The sequence below is a fragment of the Microcystis flos-aquae FACHB-1344 genome (assembly GCF_014698375.1).
In the GTDB taxonomy this organism is placed as follows: Bacteria; Cyanobacteriota; Cyanobacteriia; order Cyanobacteriales; family Microcystaceae; genus Microcystis; species Microcystis aeruginosa.
Genome location: NZ_JACJSW010000128.1, coordinates 15,006 through 33,921 on the forward strand (window position 1 = coordinate 15,006; position 18,916 = coordinate 33,921).

Genomic DNA, 18,916 nt, shown 5'->3' on the forward strand with positions numbered 1-18,916 from the left:
TTTGTCCTAATTTTTACTCATTTCTTGGCGAATCATGCTGATTAGTTTTTGAGCTTGTTGATAACCTGCTTCATTCCCTTGTTGTCGATCAATTTTTGCTTTTTCGGTTTGTCGTAATATGGCATATAAAAGACCACGACTACGGATTATAGTAATCATAGCAATTATCGTCGATTGGGTTGACCCAAGGAAACCCAACAAAAAGATTCAGACAGATTTAGATTTTGGCTGTTGGGTTGCGCTTTTCCTGAGAATTGAGAGGTTTTCTTTAACATATTTATTCGCTCAAACCAAGCTAGGGACTGCACCTAGTTTTTTACACACAATTCCTGATGGTTTAAAATAGCTTCTGATACCTCAATGAGTAGAAAAGCGATCGCATCTTGATGATCCGCGTCGGTTAAAATGGTTTCGAGGGTGCTAGGGGTGGGAATTTCGTCCCCATCTGCCAACATAAAGGAAATATGACCTTTTAAGGCTTCAGTTGCCATTTTTTTCGCTTCTTCGATGGTTTCCCCTGCACTAATACAACCCGGAAAGTCATAAAATTGTACCCCATAATCACTATGGTTATCTTTATGAACGGTGGCTAAATAAGTAATCATTGATTTCTCATTTCAGGTTCGCATTAGATTATATTCTTCGCGGATTGATGAAGTTAGAGATTCCACTAAGATTAATTTTTCCTCAATTGACAGGTTTTTTCCTTGTTTAATTAATGTTTGTAAAGTCATTTTTTGCAAATCAAATTCCGGCACAAGTAGAGCCAATTCTTGTGTTTGTTGATTTTGTAAGTCAGTAATTAATTCTTGTAAAAATAAAGAATCATTACTTAAGTCTGAAATTTCATCTTCATAGTTTTCGAGAGCTTCTATTTGTTGAATACGGTCACTATAATTTTTGAGAAGGGATTCGAGAGCTTCGATAATAAATTGGATGTCTTTAAATGATAGAGTTTTCATAGTTTACCTCAACTTACACGATAAAAAAATTCACCAATTACCCTTAAGGCTTGTTGATAGGTTTCTATTGACATGGGAAATAAGGGTTTCCATAACCAGTGATTACCTCGATCATTAATTAATTCTAGCTCACTGGGAATAGAAATTCCCCGATCTAGTTTCCACCAGTTGTTTCCTATTCCCTGAACGGAAAAGGTCGAAATTCCCCCCGGTGTTTGTCCATCGACAAGGGTTTCTTTTACCCATATTTGCCCATTATTTTCATAGATAGCAATATCTTTGTTAGGACGAACATAATCCATTCTGGGAGATGTAGCATTACCTCTACGGTATAAATCAACGGGTGTTTTTATCATTTGTCACCTCCCTAATTGCTGTAAAATCTGCATCACTTGTTCATAAGTTGCCATATTATTCTGTTGGTAGAATATTATAGCTGCTTGTTCTAGGTCAATTTTGGCTTTTTTGGTTTGTTTTAATTTGGCATATAAAAGACCAAGACTACGGATTATAGTAATCATAGCAATTGCCGTCGATTGGGTTGACCCAAGGAAACCCAAAAAAAAGATTCAGACGGATTTAGATTTTGGCTGTTGGGTTGCGCTTTTCCTGAGAATTGAGAGGTTTTCCTTAACATATTTATTCGCTCAACCCAACCTACGGAACTACTGATTAACATAATTTTTTAGTTCAGGATGTGCTAATAATTTTTGAGCATCAGCAATTATTTTATTTCCCCATAAATTCTTTTTAAGGAAATCAATATTGGCAAATTGAGAATCAATTTTTAAAGCACTTTCAGCGAGTTTTAATGCTTTATCTTTTTCGCCTTGTTGATAAAAAACAACGGCTAAGGCTAATTGAATTTCGGCTGATTGATTGTTAATTGATAATGCTTTTTTGAATTGTTCATCGGCTTCATTTATTGCTCCTTGTTCATACTTAATTAATCCGATGTTTGTAATTGATACGATGTTTGTCATAGCATTAAAAGCATCTTTGTTAAGTTCAATAGCTTTGTTGTAGTCAGCTAATGCTAATTCGTATTTTTGTTGGTAATGGTAAAGAAACCCCCGAAGAAGGTAAGCCTTATCAAAATTAGGATTAATTTCAATAGCTTTGTTGAAGTCAGCTAATGCTAATTCGTATTTTTGTTGGTAATAGTAAAGAAACCCCCGACCAAGGTAAGCCTTATCATAATTAGAATTAACTTTAATAGCTTTGTTGAAGTCAGCTAAAGCTAATTCGTATTTTTGTTGGTCAGAGTAAAGACCCCCACGATTGGTGTAAGCCTCAGCTAAATTAGGATTAATGTCAATAGCTTTGTTCCAGTCAGCTAAAGCTAATTCATATTTTTGTTGGTAAGAGTAAAGAAGCCCCCGATTGCTGTAAGCCTCAGCTAACTTAGAATCAAGTTCAATAGCTTTGTTGAAGTCAGCTAATGCTAATTCGTATTTTTTTTGGTAATAGTAAAGCTCCCCCCGACCAGAGTAAGCCAGAGCATAATTAGGATTAAGTTTCATAGCTTTGTTTAAGTCAGCTAAAGCTAATTCGTATTTTTTTTGCAAGGAATAGTAACCCCCACGAATCACATACAAAAAAGCACGAGGAGCGCGATTAATTGCCTGAGTAATTGTGTCTAATCCCTCATCATAGCGTTTTAACTCATATAATACTACCCATTTTATGATATAAGATTTAGGATTATTGGGAAACAGAGAAATCGCCTGATTAATCACCGTTAAGGCTTGCTCATAATTTTCTAAAGAGCGATAAACTAAACTTTGCAGTTGTAAAATACTACTGTGAAACTCCTTTAAATCTTCTCCTGTAGGTAAGGTATTAATCGCTTGTTGCAAAGCTTCTATAGCTGGTTGATCTTTATCTAAACCAAATAACGCTAATCCCTTCCCATACCAAGCTAAATAGACATTCTTGGGGTCATTTTGCTTAATCGCCTCATCAAACGCCTTAATTGCTTCCTCATGCCTCCGTAACCGCCATAATTGTCCTCCCCTTTCTATCCAAATATCCGCCTTCGCATTGGTATTAGGGACAATAACACCAGTCATCGCTTGAATAATTTCTTGTTTTTGTTGCGGACTAACTTGGGGTTGAGCAGTGGTTAATAATTGCGGTTTTACCTTCAATCTTTCTTGCAATCCGATAAAAGTGCTAATGGGAATCCCTAAACTAAACCCTAACTGAATTTTCCCTCCCCCTGCTCCTTCTGAACTTCCATGAATCCCTATTACTCTCCCCTGAGAGTCTAAGACTGCACCGCCACTCATGCCCCCAAATGTGATGCTGGTATAAACTAATTCATAGCCTCCGGTTAAAGAAGCAACACTTTGTAATGTTCCACTTTGTTGCGTGCTTAAGTCACTTTGGCGGGTTAGTAGTAATCCCAGTTCTTTCTCGATAATTCTACCGCCACTAAACAACCATTTCGAGGGATTGTCGCCAATTTTGGGGAAGCCTGCCGCAAAAACAAAATCACCGGTATTTGGGTTATAATTCGCTATTTCCGCAACGGGATAATTGTCCAGGCTTTCAAACTGAAAAACTGCTAAATCTACCCCTTCCTGCCGAATAATGGTGCTTTTCTCGATGTTTCGAGTTTTGCCGTCGCTGGTGACGACGGTGTAGGTGTAATCAGCACAGCTGTCGGTGCGTGCCATTTCTCCGCAAAGGACGTGATCGGCGGTTAGGACGGTGTAAATATTCCCTTCTTTAGCGATAATTACGCCACTTCCATTGGCAATTACGCCACTTCCATTGGTTTTACTGCTACTATCAATCCGCACGGTGAATCCCTTGGCTTTTGTTTCTAATTCGGCGATATAGTCAGTAGGGGCGGTGGTTTCTATATCGGGGTTCACCTGCGGTAGGGGTAGGTTATAGGCGCTGAGGATTTCGGGACGGATGTAGGTTAATAGGGTATGAAGGGGAATGCCCCAATTAACCGCTCTCATCTGTTGGATTTCTGCGTCTGTGGGTTTTGTACCGTCTTCGTCGATGTAGTTAGAGAGAATCGGATGGGCCGATCGCCCGTTAATGCCGATTAACTCCCCCTCGACAAAAATGCCGCCGCCACTCATTCCCTGCACGATATCGCCACTATAACCGACGCTGTAGCCTTCCCGGAGGGGTCGATCGCTCACCTGTTCGAGGGTTCCCTTTGTCGTCCGATACTGTCCCGTTTCGGCAACATATCCCGCGGCCACCACTTCTAAACCGATGCTGTTTTGATTGATGGTAAACTCTGCGATGGTGGCGATCGCATAATTCCTGGTATCGCTAAACTCCAGCAGAGCGAGATCTTGATTCTCCGATAGGGAATTGGGGACAATGCGGGCCGCACGGCTGTGGCCGTCGTAAGTTTGTACCTGTAGGGTTTTCGTGTTGCGGGTAACGTGGGCGTTGGTTAGGACAAGGTAATTATCGCCTTTTTTAGCGATAATTGTCCCCGATCCCCGGTTTGTCTCGCTAGTAATCCGAACGGTGACTCGTTGTAGGAATTGCTCCTCGGTAAGCTCCCGATCGCCCTGTGCCGTCAGAATGGGATGATTAGAAATATTTCCGGCAGCCGGGGTGATAAGGGTTAACCCGGGTTGAGGCAGTAGGGAGAAAAGAAGGATGAGGGCGATCGAAGGTTTGATCATGGCTGTTACCTAGGGTTTGCTGAATAAATGTGAAATGTAGGCAAGGTAAGAGTTTTGTCGTTTTTCTCGTGAAACAGGTGCAAGATTTTGAGAGAATCGTGCTTCAAAACCTTGCGTCTTCATCGGCCCGGGTCCTGTAGGGGCGAAGCATTCGGGCAATAACCTATCGGTGAAACCGGAGATTTTCTATCCGAATGCTTCGCCCGTACTTTTTCAGCAAGCCTTACCTAGCTATTTTAAGTAGTAAGAACGAAGAAAAAAGAAGATACCGGAGGTGGTGAGAAGTGCGATCGCTGGGGGGATAATCGGAACCCAGAGACCGAAATAACTAAAGAGAAGCCAACCGATACCGGTGAGGGAAATCATAGCGATCGCCACTGTCAAAAGTACCGTTTTTACCCGAAGAAAACGCCACGTTAATAATCCCCCCACCAGGGACCAACCCAGCACCCAGAAAGCCTCCTGTAGGGGATTCCAGAAAGCGATCGAGGTACGTTCTCCTGTCATTGTATCGAGAATTTGACTGACCGCGTGCGCGTGCAAATAAACCCCCGGAATTGCTTCCGATGGGTTGCGACTAAAGGGGGTTAAAAAATCATCGATCCCGGGTTCTGTTACTCCAATCAGGACAATTTTTTCCCGGACTGATTCGGAATTAAAACCCGGATCTAAAACCTGTCGGAGAGATTTTTTCGGGGCAATTTTTATGATTGCATCGATGCCATTATCGGCGATTCGACGGTAAGCGAGCATAACTTGACGGCCGGATCGGGTATCGGATTGACTGGTTCTGTAGGGGCCGCGGTTGGATTGTAGCCAGTCACCGAGATGAGTATCCCCGATATTAATTTCTAGAATTCCCCGCTCCAGTTTATTGCAGTCAAAATCTTGATTCTGGGATTCTAGATATCGTTTGGCAATTAGGAGACTAAAACTAGGAGCATAATCTTTAAAATTACAGGACATTGAGTCAACTTTGGCCAAAGAATCCGGGGGAAGACAGGGAGAGGTGCGATCGAGTTTTGCCTGATATAAAAAACGACGAATTCGGGGAACTCCGGCAATGGTTTCGTCTGGGACTATGTTACTAAAACCACTCTGATTTTTTGGCAGTTCCGGGGGTGGGGGAAATCCGTCCGGTTGCGGGTAATTATTAAACTTACAAATCGAGATAAAATTAGGAGTATTTTGTAATTGTTTGGCTAGGGGTGGATAATCTTGACTGGCAGCGATGGGACGGAGGATATCTAAGGCGATAATTTGCGGTTCGTAGGGCAGTAATTTATTTAAAAGCTGCGATAATGCTTCTCCTGCGAGGGAACGTTTTTGATCGCTTCCTGGTATTGTTGGTCTTTTCATACCCATGCGATCTTGATAGGCCCAATCTTGGCGATCAATGGTAATAATTAATAATCTGTCATCGGGTTTATCTTTGGGTTTTAGTTGCATCAGGCGATCATAAATATTTAATTCTAAGGGTTCTAAAATTCCTGTTTCTCTTATTGCTAAGACTGTCATCGTTACGGCTAAACCTAAACCGAAAGTTAGAGCAAATCGTCGCCAATTTTGTTGTTTTTGAGGGGAGTTACTGAAACTATGCCAAGTGGGGGGTTCTTCGGTGGGATTGGGGCAAACTACGGGCAGCCAACTGGCACAGGGATAGTCTTTTTCCCAGTCATCGTGGAGATTTTTTTGGGCTTCATGTACGGCGCTATAGAGAGATTTATTATTGGTAAAAGCGGTTAAAAAGTATTGCAGAAATTTGGGAGAAACGGGATCGGGTAATTTCTCGCGCATAAAGATTAGATGGGGTAATGCCATCCCTTTTTCCCGGGATAGTTGTTGTGCCAAACCGATACCATCACAGGAGTTAAATATCGCTAACTTTAACCCGTTTTTAGTGGCTTCTCCCAGGGAAAAGCTAAAATCAGCTATCTTTAATTTATGAGTTTCTGTTAGTTGAATTTCGCAATCTTGGCCATCTTCTGTACTGGCACTATGACCGCTAAAAAAGAGAATATTCCAAGTTTCTTGACGCAATAACTGATTTAATTTTTGCGGGTGAGGGGCTTTTTCCCAGATAATTTCGGCTCCTGCTTTTCCCGCAATATCGTCTAAAGTTTTGCGATCTTCTTCGAGAAATCTTAAGTCGGTGGCATAGCCTAAAATGGCTAAAATCCGAATTTTTTCATGATTTCTTAATTGTCTGGCTAAGGTATCGTATTCTGAGACAATAATGGCTATATCTGCGCCAGTATTTTGGAGGATTTCCCATTTTTCCCAGGGGAATCTTTGCAGCCAAATATTATCGGTTTGTAACCAGATACGAAAGTTATTGCCAGAGCGCAGAATTGCGGTTTTGATCGGTTCAAATTCTGGGCTATTATTCAACCATTTGTTTAAGTTATCCTCAAATAATTTGGCTTTTTCTTGGCAGTTTTTAAAGACTAAACTCTGCTGAGAACTATTGGTAATTTGCTGGGGATTGCTATCTTTTAAGACTTTAAAAAATCCCTCTAATTCACTATAGTGACGTTGCCATTGACGGTAAAGAGTTAATAACTCTAAATTAGCTGGTAGCCTTGCTTTGATCACAGTTTGGGGACGAGAATTAAGATCGGGACGAATTTCTAATTTTGCTTTAAATCCCCGATCGAATGTGCCATCTAGTTCGAGAGTTAAGAGTTTAATCATTAAGTTTTTCCTCGCTTACACTTGTAAATATTCGGTTACTCTTGCCGATTCTAAAGCCACTTCAATAAAGAATTTATCCCCCAATTCAGCATCAAATCGATAACGAATAAATTCATCGTTATCTGTGGCAATTACTTCTCGAAAAACTTGACCAGTTTCGGTGAGAATACTTAATTTTAAATGGGGGGGTAAAGTGCTTGTTTCTCCCGTGGGGTAAACAGTCGCTTGCAGGCTAAATATTTCTTCAATTTTAGCGATAGTAATCATCAAAGCGAGGGGATTTCCCAGTAATTCTACTCCTAAATCTTTGATGCGTTTAATTTCTGTATTTTTGAATGCTGGAACCAGTGACAGTGAGCTAAAATTGAGGATACTTTGCCAATCAATGGGGAAATTATCGGCAAACCAATTGGTTAACTTGACGGGGGATTTTTGCCGACGGGTAATTAAAATTTTTCTCCAGTTACTATTGACGATAACTGCTGCCCATTCTTGAAAAGTAACGGCTTTTCTGGGAAAGATTAACTGAGGATTAGCTAAGATGTCGATCAAGGTTGTCAATCTATCTAAAGATAGTTTTTCTTCCATCTTTTCCCGTTCAATCTTAACTGGTTGTAATTGACACTCTCCCCATAAATCCAAAGAATCTGATCCTGATTGCAGTTGATTTCTCGGTAGAGAGTAGTTAAGATTACGCTTAATATATTGTCCTTTTTCCTTAATATCTTTATGGGTAGTATAACCCCAAATTCTCAGATGACTTTCGGCAGTGTTTACCTGTACAGCTAGATAATAATCACCAATTAATTGAGGAATATCTACCCATTCTTGAGGAATTTCGATCGCTTCTAGATCCAGAGTTTCGCTGGCAATAACTATTACTGACTTTTCGCCTAATTTAACGGTAAAACCATTAACTCCTAGTTGCCAGAAATCCTCTTGATTTTCTACTAAGCTAACCCCAGTCATCCCTGACTGTAGATAGTTAAAAATAACTTGTTGACAGAGATAATTAACATAAAATCTCTGACGAATACTGGCATCAGTAAAACTGGCACTTTTTGCCCAACTTATCTCTTGAATATCGGCGGGTATTTCTAGCCAAATGCTATCAGGAGTTAGTTCTAACCAATCATTAACCATAATTAATCCTCCTGAGTTGTTGCGCTGGTTTGATAGTAGTATGTTAGCCATGGTTCTATTGCCTTACTAATAACTTCTCTATCGTGAGACTGGAAAGAAATATGCAGGTTTTCGCTGGCCCAGGGTAAAAACTTTTTAGCGAGGTGACGATAAACTTTATCCAGTTCCCTAGAAACCTGATATTGTTTGATAACTACCGTGGTGATTTCTGTAATCTTAGCGGCAATTGCCACTTGTCCCAACCCTGAACCATAAGTCATCTCTAGAATTAACTGAATTTGCGGATGCAGTTTTGCCTGTTGCGGCTGCTGACAAATCTGTTGAATTTCTGCCCCTAACCAAGCTAGAATTTTTTGGTGGTTTTGTTGCGACTCGCGAAAATTTTCCGCCGCTTCTAATTGCTGCCAAGGGGTATCATGATCAGTATCTTCGATCATTTCTTCCCTCGTGCTACTTTCCTCACCCCCTAAAGGTTGCTGTAGGGAAATTGTTTTTCCTTGGGGAAATAAATGATCAAAAATAGCTTGTCCCGCATCCTTTAACCATCGGGTAATTGTCGCAGAATTGATTTTGATGGTAGAGTGGCTATCCGAGTTATAAGCAGCGGCGATTTTTTGCCAGATTTCTGGACTAGGTTCCTGAATTTTACCATCGGTTTTTATTTTTGCCTGGGCATAAATTTCTTTATAGTAATCCCAAGCTAAAAGGTAATTTTCGAGAGTTTCCCCCACTAATCCCCTCGCCCGGAGAGCTTGGCTGAGACGCGCTCCGGTAGAATTAAGTAGTAGGCTCCAAGTATTATGGCCGAATGCTTGACTGATCTGACGGATGCGATCGATTAAGCGATATTTAATCCTCTGAGTGGCAAAATTATCGAAGCGAGTGGAGAATAAAGGCTTAAAGTCAGCTAAGATAGCCTCAAAACCAAGAATTCCTTCGTTAAAGTAGTCTTCGATCTGATAATCTAGTTTAGCTTGATATTTTTGATAGATTTCGGCAGCAGCCCAGTAGCAAGGTTCCTGCAAATAAGCGTATAAATGCCCACGGAAAAGATGATTTTTGGAACCGGGATTCTGATACTGTTGCTGAAAGAATAGGGCCCAATACTCCTCTGAATCGACATTAGGATCGATTGGGCCATAGCTTTCCATGTTACGACGCAAACGCCGATCGCAATTCCATTCTGTCCTATTTTGCTGCAAAACTAAAAAGCAACAAAACTTCTCCAGCAAAGTCTCTCGTTTTTTCATCTAGCTAGTCCCCGTGGAGGTCAACTAAACTCTCTATCGTTCCACTTGCAGCTTTTATGCAGTATTTTGGCATTTGCTTACTAAGTGATCTTACTCGGTCTAGGAGAGTCACATTGACATACTCCCCCACCCCCAACAGCTAACCCCCAGGGAGGACCAGAACGGGCATATTAAAAAAAAACCTGTCCACTGTTCCTGAGAAACGTTAACATAAATTAACAACCCCTTGACAACCGATAAGATCATCCTCAATTTATCAGGAGTTCGACAGCGTGAACAAAAACGGTAATAACAAAAAATGGCGCAATGCGGGACTATATGCCCTATTGTTAATCGTAGTCCTTGCCTTGGCCTCAGCTTTCTTCGATCGCCAGCCAGCAGTGCAACAAACTTGGAAGTATAGCGAATTTTTACAGGAAGTGCGGGAAGGTAAAGTAGAAACCGTGCGCTTAAGTGCTGACCGGCAACGAGCGATCGTACCCACCCAAGATGGAGCAAATGTATTAGTTAACCTGCCCAACGATCCGCAATTAATCAACATCTTGGCAGAAAATAACGTTGATATTTCCGTACTGCCCCAAAGAGAAGAAGGAGTATGGGTAAGAGCCTTCAGTAGCCTATTTTTCCCTATATTGCTTCTTGTTGGTCTATTTTTCTTGCTCCGTCGCGCTCAAAGTGGCCCCGGTTCCCAAGCGATGAACTTCGGCAAATCGAAAGCAAGGGTACAGATGGAACCCCAAACCCAGGTTACTTTCGGTGATGTGGCCGGGATTGAAGGGGCAAAATTAGAATTAAACGAAGTGGTGGACTTCCTGAAAAATGCCGATCGCTTCACGGCAATTGGGGCAAAAATCCCCAAAGGAGTCCTTTTAGTCGGTCCTCCGGGGACAGGTAAAACCCTGCTTGCTCGCGCAGTAGCTGGAGAAGCAGGAGTCCCGTTTTTTAGCATTTCCGGTTCGGAATTCGTGGAAATGTTCGTCGGGGTGGGTGCTTCTCGCGTCCGCGACCTATTTGAACAAGCGAAAGGGAATGCACCTTGTATCGTCTTTATCGATGAGATTGATGCTGTCGGTCGTCAACGGGGCGCCGGTTTAGGGGGGGGTAACGATGAACGGGAACAAACCCTCAACCAATTATTAACGGAAATGGACGGTTTTGAAGGTAATACAGGTATTATCATTATCGCCGCCACTAACCGTCCTGATGTGCTGGATGCCGCTTTATTACGTCCGGGTCGTTTCGATCGCCAAGTGGTGGTGGATCGTCCCGATTACGCTGGCCGTAAGGAAATCCTTAATGTCCACTCCAGAGGCAAAACTTTGGCCCAAGACGTGGATCTCGATAAAATCGCCCGTCGTACCCCCGGTTTTACCGGTGCGGATCTGGCTAATTTGCTCAACGAAGCCGCAATTTTAGCCGCACGTCGCAATTTAACCGAGATTTCCATGGATGAGATCAACGATGCGATCGATCGTGTCTTGGCCGGTCCTGAGAAGAAAAATCGCGTCATGAGTGAAAAACGCAAAACTTTAGTTGCTTACCATGAAGCTGGTCACGCTTTGGTGGGTGCTTTAATGCCGGATTATGATCCCGTCCAAAAAATTAGTATTATTCCTCGCGGTCGCGCTGGGGGTTTAACTTGGTTCACTCCCAGCGAGGATCGCATGGAATCCGGGTTATATTCTCGCGCTTATCTGCAAAATCAGATGGCTGTAGCTTTGGGGGGTCGTTTAGCGGAAGAAATTATCTTCGGTGAGGAAGAAGTGACTACGGGTGCTTCTAATGACCTGCAACAGGTGGCACGAGTAGCGCGGCAAATGGTAACTCGTTTCGGCATGAGCGATCGCCTGGGGCCGGTGGCCTTAGGTCGTCAAAATGGTAATGTTTTCCTAGGTCGTGATATCGCTTCCGATCGAGATTTCTCCGATGAAACTGCGGCAGCTATTGACGAGGAAGTGCGTAACCTAGTGGAACAGGCCTATCGTCGCGCTAAAGAGGTTTTAGTCAATAACCGCGCCATCTTGGACCAGTTAGCACAAATGTTAGTGGAAAAAGAAACCGTGGACGCGGAGGAGTTACAAAATATCCTCGCTCATAACGATGTGAAAATGGCGGCTTTAGCTTAAGTTTTGTAACATTTTCTTGACAAACAGCATCCTGATGGGTGCTGTTTTTTTTGTTAAATGAAAATTAATGACAAACTTAATTTCTTGCTGATAAGCTGTTAATCAGCTTAACAATACCCTGTTTAAATGCGTCTTAGCTTAACATTCCTGTCTTTTCACTGATTACTGTTTACTGTTCACTGTCATGTAGCATTGATGACTACTTCCTCTTTACCTATTTTAATTGTTATTTGTGGGGCAACTGCCACAGGAAAATCCAGTTTAGCACTACAATTGGCTGAAAAGTTTAATTCAGTAATTCTCAGTGCCGATTCCCGACAAATCTATCGAGAATTTAATATTGGTACCGCTAAACCTAGCTTAGAAGAATGTCAGCGGATTCCCCATTATCTAATTGATATTTGTGATCCTCAAGATAATTTTACCCTAGCACAGTACCAAGAACAAGCTGAGGATTTAATCAACAATCTCCACTATTCTCCCCTGTTTTTGGTTGGTGGTACGGGACTTTATATCAAGTCCATTGTCAAAGGTTTAAAAATACCGAGGGTTTCTCCTCAAGCGGATTTAAGACAGCAATTACAAGCTTTAGGGCAATCCTATCTTTATCAAATTCTGACGCAGGTAGATGAGGAGGCAACTAAAAAAATTCATCCCCATGATCAGGTAAGGACTTTACGCGCTTTAGAGGTTTTTTATCTGACAGGAAAACCTATCTCTAGTCAGCAGGGAGAAAATCCTCCCACTTATCCGATTTTACAAATTGGTTTAGATTGTTCCCCAGAAAGTTTAGGCAAGCGGATCACTGTTCGTACTCATCAAATGATCGCCAGGGGATTAGTAGCAGAGGTGCAGAATTTGGGGGATAAATACGGTTGGGATTTGCCACTTTTGCAGACTTTGGGTTATGCAGAGATTAAGCAATATCTGCTCGGGGAAATTTCTTTAGAACAGGCGATCGATCTAATTATCCTCCACACCCGTCAATTTGCCAAACGTCAGCGCACTTGGTTTCGTGCCGATGCTGATATTATCTGGTTTCCCGTCGATAAAGAAAATTTATTGGAATCGGTGGAACGACAAATTATTTTTTTTCTTGAGGGGTTGTCAAGGCCCGATATAAAAACACATCATCCTGATTAAAGATTAACCGGAAGTTCTCATTTTGATTGAGTTTATTTAAGTGAGCATCAATTAGTTCTGATGAACTAGACCAACCGGGATGACGGCGATCGAGTAGGATATAATTAAATTGATTTAAATCTAGGGATTGGGAACCTTCGATCGCTAATTTGATCATTTCTCGATGGGTAAGATGGGGGGCAATTCTAGAAGTAGTCAAGACACTCTCACTGGTGGTAATTTGGGTTAGAGCTTTTTGGGTGGCGGACCAAGTATCGAGGGAATTTAAATACAGTGACCAAAAATAGCCGTATTTAGCTAAGGCAAAAAAGGCAATAATTGCCCAAGTAATTATCCATTTAGGCTGCTTCAACCAGCTGCTATTATGGGCTAAAGTGGCGATAACCGCTAGAAATAAAAAGGGCAAAATTGGCAGGGAATATTGAGTGGTTAAGTTTTTTTGTGGGGCATGATCTGCTAATAAATTTAAAGCGAGTGCGGGAATAGCGGCAATTATTGGGGCAGAATAGCGCCAGGATAAACCCCAAACTAAGGGAATAAATAATAGGATTAGGTATTCTAGATTATGGCCAGTAAAGATTTTTCCCAAGACAAGATCGGGTTTGAGGAAAAGATTAAAGATAATTGCTGGTAAACTATCTCCTAGATAACTATATCGAGAATCGGCCATTTCAATAACTGCTGATTTTCCTGTCAGGAGAGGGATTAATAATTTCGTGGTGATAATAAACCAAAGAATGCCGCTAATCATAGCAATTATTCCTAGGGTTTTTTTCTTTTCCCAGAGAAGTAACCAGATACCCATTCCCAACAATGTTAAAGAGAGAATTGCTTTACAACCGAGAATAATAATGATTCCTAGACAAAATCCCCAGAGATTATTTAATCTTGCCGCTAAAATTGTCCAAAAAATCGCTGGCACTGCGATAACTTCGGGATGAAAATCAAAGAGATTAACATTAAAAATTAGGGGATAGAGCAGATAAACTAAGGCTAATGTATAAGCTTGTTTTTCTTTTAATCCCGCTTCTATTGCCAATTGCCAGATGGTAAAAGCACCAAGAGAAAGGGAAAAAGCTTGTAAGAAAAGCAGCCAATAAACGCTAGGATAAATTTTATAAAGTAAGGCTATAGGATAGAGAATAAAAGCGATGTGATCGCCTAAAATATGGTAGTCCACAAAAGATATAATCGGTGGTTTACCTTGAGAAATTAAGTAAACTCCCTGATCGAACCAACCAAGATCGAGAGCATTAGATTGAAATAAAATATGTCTGATAGCACTGCAAACAAACAGGATTATTGTACTGGAACTAACTAACCAAAATAAATCATTTTTTTGTGGCATAATCGTTAAGTTTCACTGGGATTTTTCGGGGTTATTACGACAATACTGCCAGGTATGTATAAAATAGGAAGCAACTTCAGTAAACCATGTTTTAAAAATATTTCTGTTCTCACTGGTGACGATAACCCCATTAATAAACTCTTGCCATTGGGGATCATTAGCGGGAAGAATGAAACCATAATAATCACAATTTAAAGGATTGCGCGGGATAAGTTTATAATCTTTTTCTAAGGATAAACCGAGAATGACAGCTTCTCCAATGAGCAGAATACCATCACTAGCAAAAGCATCTATTCTATTCCTTCTTAAACTTTGGATACCCCGCAGTCTTCCCGTCACTCCTTGAAATTCTTGATAGGTAGCAAGAGGATATTTTTGTCTTAATAATTCTTGAGTGCTGGTATCTCGCAAAACTCCAATACTTATACCTTCTAAGGACGAAGAAAAGTTAAAATTCTTCTGATTATCACTCCTCACTAAAAACTGAGTTCCCGTGACAAAAAAAGGACGAGAAAAACTGACACCATCAGGTATATTTTTTCTGATACTATTGGGACCACACTCGAAATCAACGGTTTTATTTTCCAATAACTGGAAGCGATTAAATAAAGTCGATTTATAAATTTTGACACTGATGATTTGGAGGTTTAATTTTTGCTTAAGCTCCTCTCTAAGCAATTGGATAAAATCTAAGCATAATCCCTGCAAATTATTATTACTATCTCGATAGCCAAAAGGAATGGCATCTTCTCTCATCGCTACTTCTAATAATCCCGTGCGTTTAATTTTTTCTAGAACCGTTTCCGACTTAGCTGGGAGGGGAGCAAAAAAATTAGATAAAATAACGAGAGTAAGAATGATTAATTTCATGACTTTTGCCGAGATTATTTAAGATTTGTTATGGACTTGATCCCATTGATCTAAAATGTCTTTAAATAATAATTCATCTAACCATGTTTTTACTACCACTGTCAAAGGTAAAGCCAATAATAAACCTAAGATGCCAAATATTTGAGCGAAGAAAATTTGAGCGATTAGGGTAATTGCCGGTAGTAAAGATACCTGTTTAGCCATGACAGTGGGTGTCAGCAAATAACTTTCGACATTTTGGATAATAAAATAGAGAATCAGAATAGCGACAATTTTCCAAGGTGCATCGATAACAGCAATGAGGATCGGAAAAATCACACTAGCAGTCGGTCCGATATTAGGGATAAAATTGAGCAATCCTGCTAGGATAGCATGAACGAGAACTAGCTTAATTTGTAGAACGAAAAGACCGAAACCACTTAATAATCCTACCATAGTTGAACTAATGGCAATTCCCAACAACCAATTACCTAAACCTGCTTCCGACCGGGTCAGAATTTCCTCGGCGCGACGACGATAGAAGTGAGGAAATAATTTTAAGAAAGCTTGTCGATAGGGTTGGGGGTTGACTAACATCATCATTGCTAACACCAGCACGAATAATAATTGCAAAATTGCCGCAACTGAGTTAGAAAAGAAGGTAAAAAAGTTCCTAAAAACAAAGGTTCCTAAAGGTTGTAACTGCTGGACTAAATCAGTTAAATTAGGCAGCGGTGGCAACCAATCAAATTGAAACTGTTGTCGCCATTGAATCGAGTTATTGCGGACTAAATCCCAAGCTTGTGGTAAAAGTTCAATTAATTTTTGAAACTGTTCGATAAAGGGGGGAACAATAATTATAAAAAATAAAATCACAATTGCTAGACTCGTCAGCAGGGTAATTAAAATAGCCAACCCCCTTTTAATCCCTAATCTCTGCAATCCTTTCGCACATCTATTTAAGGCTACGGTAAACACGATCGCCATAAAAATCAATAATAACAGCTGTCGAATCTGCCACAATACATACAGAGCCATTATTAAACAGATAAACCCCAACCACTGACCAAATTTCACAACCTTGATTTATCCTATCGGGACAAGTTTTATCATACAGCAGTCGGTCGTCAGCTTTTTCAGTTATCAGTTATCAGTTATCAGTTACCAGTTATCAGTGGGACTCTGGTTCTTCGTTACTTGGGATGGTTCCATCGGGTGGCATAAATCGACTAAATCCTTATCTGGCAAGAGACTTAATTGATTAGTTCGTTCTAGAGTGAAAACAATTGGCAAAAATCGCAGCCATGTCTTTCTCTATAAGGGTTTCATCCCTTATAACCCCGTCCATTGCATAACACAAACCGAAGAACCTGGAGTGTTAAGTGAGCAGTATATGGATGACAGCAACAGTGCTGTCTTTTCACTGATTACTGTTTACTGTTCACTGATAACTGACCAAATCTCCCCACTTCCCTCTCCCTAACCCCCAACAGCATAAATTAAGTTTTGTATCAATAATTTGCTAATTTTGCTGTTATGTGCTATACAGTTACGCATCAAAACAGGATAGAAAAACGAGATTTTCTTAATTACCAGACATTTTCTCAAATTTTATGGCAACTCTCCCAGAGTCAAATTATCCTGAAAGAAATCCTCTCCTAGAAAATCCGACAAGACTCAGAGAAATTGTGGCCATTAATGCTTTTATCCTTGTATTAGGACTTCGATGATGAAAGAATTGGAGCGATACTATAAAGTTTTAGGGTTAGATCATGGGGCATCTCTCGATGAGATCAATCAAGCCTACAAAGATTTGGTGTTTATTTGGCATCCCGATCGCATTCCCAAAGATAATCAGCGTCTTTTGGAAAAAGCCACCGCTAAACTGCAAGAAATTAACCAAGCTAGGGAACAATTGCGGCAAATTCATCAAAATTCTTCTAAACGCTCCAATTCCGCCCCTAAAACTGAAAAACAGCCCGCCCACGCCTATAAAACTGCTTCCCCCTATCAGCCTCACCCTAGCCAACCCAGCCAAAATTCCCAAACCCACAGTCATAAAACCCAGAGTCAACAAACCCACAGTCAACAAACTCATAGTCAACAGAGCCACTCCCAGAATAACCATCAGGTTCACAATCAGGGTGCCTGGCGTCCTCACTATCGGGATTTAAACGGAGCCGATTTACAGGGGGCTAACCTGAAAGAAAAAGATCTCTCTAGTCGCAGTCTCATCGGGGCAGATTTAAGCCATGCCGACTTAAGCGATAGCTTCCTGCACAAAGTTAACCTAGAAAAAGCTAATCTGTACAAAGCTAATCTTTTTCGCGCCAATCTCCTCGAAGCTAATCTTAAAGGCGCAAATTTACAGGAAGCCAATCTCATCGGGGCGGATTTAAGCGGGGTGGATTTAAGTGGGGCGGATTTACGCGGGGCAAAAATTGGCTTTGGTAAGCGTATTATGGTGAAATTAACCGGGGCAATTTTAACAGGAACAATTCTCCCCGATGGTTCGATTCATCAATAGACCTCTTGCTAATTTTGATGTCCCTTTAATATGAACTATCACCTGATGGGCATTTATTACACAATCGCTGCTGTTTTTCTAGGGATGCAATTAGCTGCAGGAGAAAATTTATCGGCGGCAGCTCCTGATTTTCTCCGGCTGCAGAAAGCTTTAGAAAAACACAATTTCATCGTCAAAATTGCCCCGCCACCAGTGCGAGGAGCCTACGGTTTATTTGATAGTAAAACTAGAATTATTTGGATTCATCCCCTAGTTTTTGACTTAGGTATTGCCCGACCAACATTAATTCATGAAGCTGTCCATGCCGCTCAACTTTGTCATGGAGGCAAAACAGTTAAAGCTCTTAATTTAGCCATAGAACCACCGGCAATGACCAGAAGATTTTTTATGAATTATCAGGGTTTTAGCAGACAAATTGAAGCGGAAGCCTATACTGTTCAAGTTCAGCCCGATGGTCTAGATTTAGTGATTTCTTTACTGCAAAAATATTGTGCTTAGAAAACCTGTCGATAAATCTACCAATCCCGTTCTAATTCTTCGGCCACACGACGATAATCGGCGCTGGCTTCTTGGGCATTTTTACCGCGCCAATTGGTAATAGCTACCCCGTCTAAAACGGCTTTTTCGTGGGCCTTATAATTTCTGACAAAAGCATGACAGGCAGGAATACCTAATTCTAATAAAGTATTTTGTGCTTCCAAAGTTTCCTTAAGACTACGGGAATCCACTTTCGTTAACAAAACCCGATAGGAAATTCCTAGGGGTTTAACTGCCGTGCGTACCGTGTCAATTAAAGCCATTAAATCCATCGGTGCGGGAGGAGTCGGTAAAATTAAATAATCTGATTCTGCTATTACTGCGGTAAGTAATTCGGAGCGCAAAGCTGGTGGTGTGTCAATCACGATCAGATCGTACTCGATAATTTGACGCAATTCTCCTAATTTCTCTGTATTAATTTGCTTGGCTAAATCAAATACCATACCCGCTTGATTTCTTTCTACCCACCAAGTGGAGGAACCCTGCGGATCCGCATCCACCAGCAAAACACGCTGATTCTGCCCCCAAATTGCCGCTAAATTGACCGCAGTGGTGGTTTTACCCACACCACCTTTACCGTTGACAACAGCGAGGATTTTTGGGCTATTAGGCTTTAATTGCGAGGTCATTTTCAGTTATCAGTTATCAGTTATCAGTTAAGTAAGTAGGCGT

Annotated in this window: 17 protein-coding genes; 4 read left to right on the plus strand and 13 right to left on the minus strand. The window is 41.0% G+C overall.

All coding sequences use genetic code 11. The features are described 5' to 3' along the window. Positions 1-6: 6 nt before the first annotated feature. From H6G48_RS11060 to H6G48_RS11100, 9 genes are all read right to left on the minus strand, one after another. Positions 7-159, minus strand: coding sequence for a hypothetical protein (locus tag H6G48_RS11060; RefSeq protein WP_190721698.1), 153 nt, complete (start codon positions 157-159; stop codon positions 7-9). Between the two features lie 149 nt (positions 160-308). After that, positions 309-605 carry a type II toxin-antitoxin system HicB family antitoxin gene (locus H6G48_RS11065; RefSeq protein WP_002763050.1) on the minus strand — a complete coding sequence of 99 codons (297 nt, stop codon included), beginning with the start codon at positions 603-605 and terminating at the stop codon, positions 309-311. A 12-nt stretch (positions 606-617) separates the two neighbouring features. Next, positions 618-962, minus strand: coding sequence for a hypothetical protein (locus H6G48_RS11070; RefSeq protein ID WP_104396060.1), 345 nt, complete (start codon positions 960-962; stop codon positions 618-620). Between the two features lie 8 nt (positions 963-970). Further along, entirely contained in the window at positions 971-1,318 is a 348-nt protein-coding gene (locus H6G48_RS11075) for a Tse2 family ADP-ribosyltransferase toxin (RefSeq protein WP_079205649.1), read from the minus strand. Between the two features lie 3 nt (positions 1,319-1,321). Next, the gene (locus tag H6G48_RS11080) at positions 1,322-1,483 is read right to left on the minus strand and encodes a hypothetical protein (protein WP_190721699.1); all 162 of its coding nucleotides are present in this window, start codon (positions 1,481-1,483) and stop codon (positions 1,322-1,324) included. Positions 1,484-1,627: 144 nt separating this feature from the next. Further along, the gene (locus H6G48_RS11085) at positions 1,628-4,627 is read right to left on the minus strand and encodes a serine protease (RefSeq protein ID WP_190721700.1); all 3,000 of its coding nucleotides are present in this window, start codon (positions 4,625-4,627) and stop codon (positions 1,628-1,630) included. Between the two features lie 231 nt (positions 4,628-4,858). Next, complete coding sequence (locus H6G48_RS11090; RefSeq protein WP_190721701.1) at positions 4,859-7,321, minus strand: CHASE2 domain-containing protein; 2,463 nt, start codon at positions 7,319-7,321, stop codon at positions 4,859-4,861. 15 nt (positions 7,322-7,336) lie between these two features. Further along, entirely contained in the window at positions 7,337-8,464 is a 1,128-nt protein-coding gene (locus H6G48_RS11095) for a DUF1822 family protein (protein ID WP_190721702.1), read from the minus strand. Positions 8,465-8,466: 2 nt separating this feature from the next. Further along, positions 8,467-9,714 carry a sigma-70 family RNA polymerase sigma factor gene (locus tag H6G48_RS11100; protein ID WP_190721703.1) on the minus strand — a complete coding sequence of 416 codons (1,248 nt, stop codon included), beginning with the start codon at positions 9,712-9,714 and terminating at the stop codon, positions 8,467-8,469. Positions 9,715-9,986: 272 nt separating this feature from the next. On the opposite strand from H6G48_RS11100, the gene ftsH3 reads away from it, so the two are divergent. Both ftsH3 and miaA read left to right on the plus strand, forming a co-directional pair. Next, a complete protein-coding gene (ftsH3, locus tag H6G48_RS11105) occupies positions 9,987-11,840 on the plus strand; it encodes an ATP-dependent zinc metalloprotease FtsH3 (RefSeq protein ID WP_190721704.1) in 1,854 nt (617 codons plus the stop codon). A 195-nt stretch (positions 11,841-12,035) separates the two neighbouring features. Continuing rightward, positions 12,036-12,983: a tRNA (adenosine(37)-N6)-dimethylallyltransferase MiaA gene (gene miaA / locus H6G48_RS11110; protein ID WP_190721705.1), complete on the plus strand. Its 948-nt coding sequence runs from the start codon at positions 12,036-12,038 to the stop codon at positions 12,981-12,983. Here the strand turns inward: miaA and H6G48_RS11115 are convergent. From H6G48_RS11115 to H6G48_RS11125, 3 genes are read right to left on the minus strand one after another with little or no spacing between them, the layout of a single operon-like run. Continuing rightward, positions 12,925-14,331 carry a DUF2079 domain-containing protein gene (locus H6G48_RS11115; protein WP_190721708.1) on the minus strand — a complete coding sequence of 469 codons (1,407 nt, stop codon included), beginning with the start codon at positions 14,329-14,331 and terminating at the stop codon, positions 12,925-12,927. The two genes, miaA and H6G48_RS11115, sit on opposite strands and share 59 nt — an antisense overlap. 12 nt (positions 14,332-14,343) lie before the next feature. Next, positions 14,344-15,201, minus strand: a complete 858-nt coding sequence (locus H6G48_RS11120) for an amino acid ABC transporter substrate-binding protein (protein ID WP_190721710.1) — start codon at positions 15,199-15,201, stop codon at positions 14,344-14,346. Between the two features lie 18 nt (positions 15,202-15,219). Beyond that, a complete protein-coding gene (locus H6G48_RS11125) occupies positions 15,220-16,257 on the minus strand; it encodes an AI-2E family transporter (RefSeq protein WP_190721712.1) in 1,038 nt (345 codons plus the stop codon). A gap of 652 nt (positions 16,258-16,909) precedes the next feature. Between H6G48_RS11125 and H6G48_RS11130 the strand changes: the two genes are divergently transcribed. Together H6G48_RS11130 and H6G48_RS11135 are read left to right on the plus strand one after the other, a co-directional pair. Then, a complete protein-coding gene (locus tag H6G48_RS11130; protein ID WP_190721738.1) occupies positions 16,910-17,707 on the plus strand; it encodes a pentapeptide repeat-containing protein in 798 nt (265 codons plus the stop codon). A gap of 45 nt (positions 17,708-17,752) precedes the next feature. Then, positions 17,753-18,205, plus strand: a complete 453-nt coding sequence (locus tag H6G48_RS11135) for a hypothetical protein (RefSeq protein ID WP_190721740.1) — start codon at positions 17,753-17,755, stop codon at positions 18,203-18,205. A 17-nt stretch (positions 18,206-18,222) separates the two neighbouring features. On the opposite strand, the gene H6G48_RS11140 is transcribed toward H6G48_RS11135, so the two are convergent. After that, on the minus strand, positions 18,223-18,873 hold the full coding sequence (locus H6G48_RS11140; RefSeq protein WP_158201433.1) for a ParA family protein: 651 nt from the start codon (positions 18,871-18,873) through the stop codon (positions 18,223-18,225). Positions 18,874-18,916: the final 43 nt, after the last annotated feature.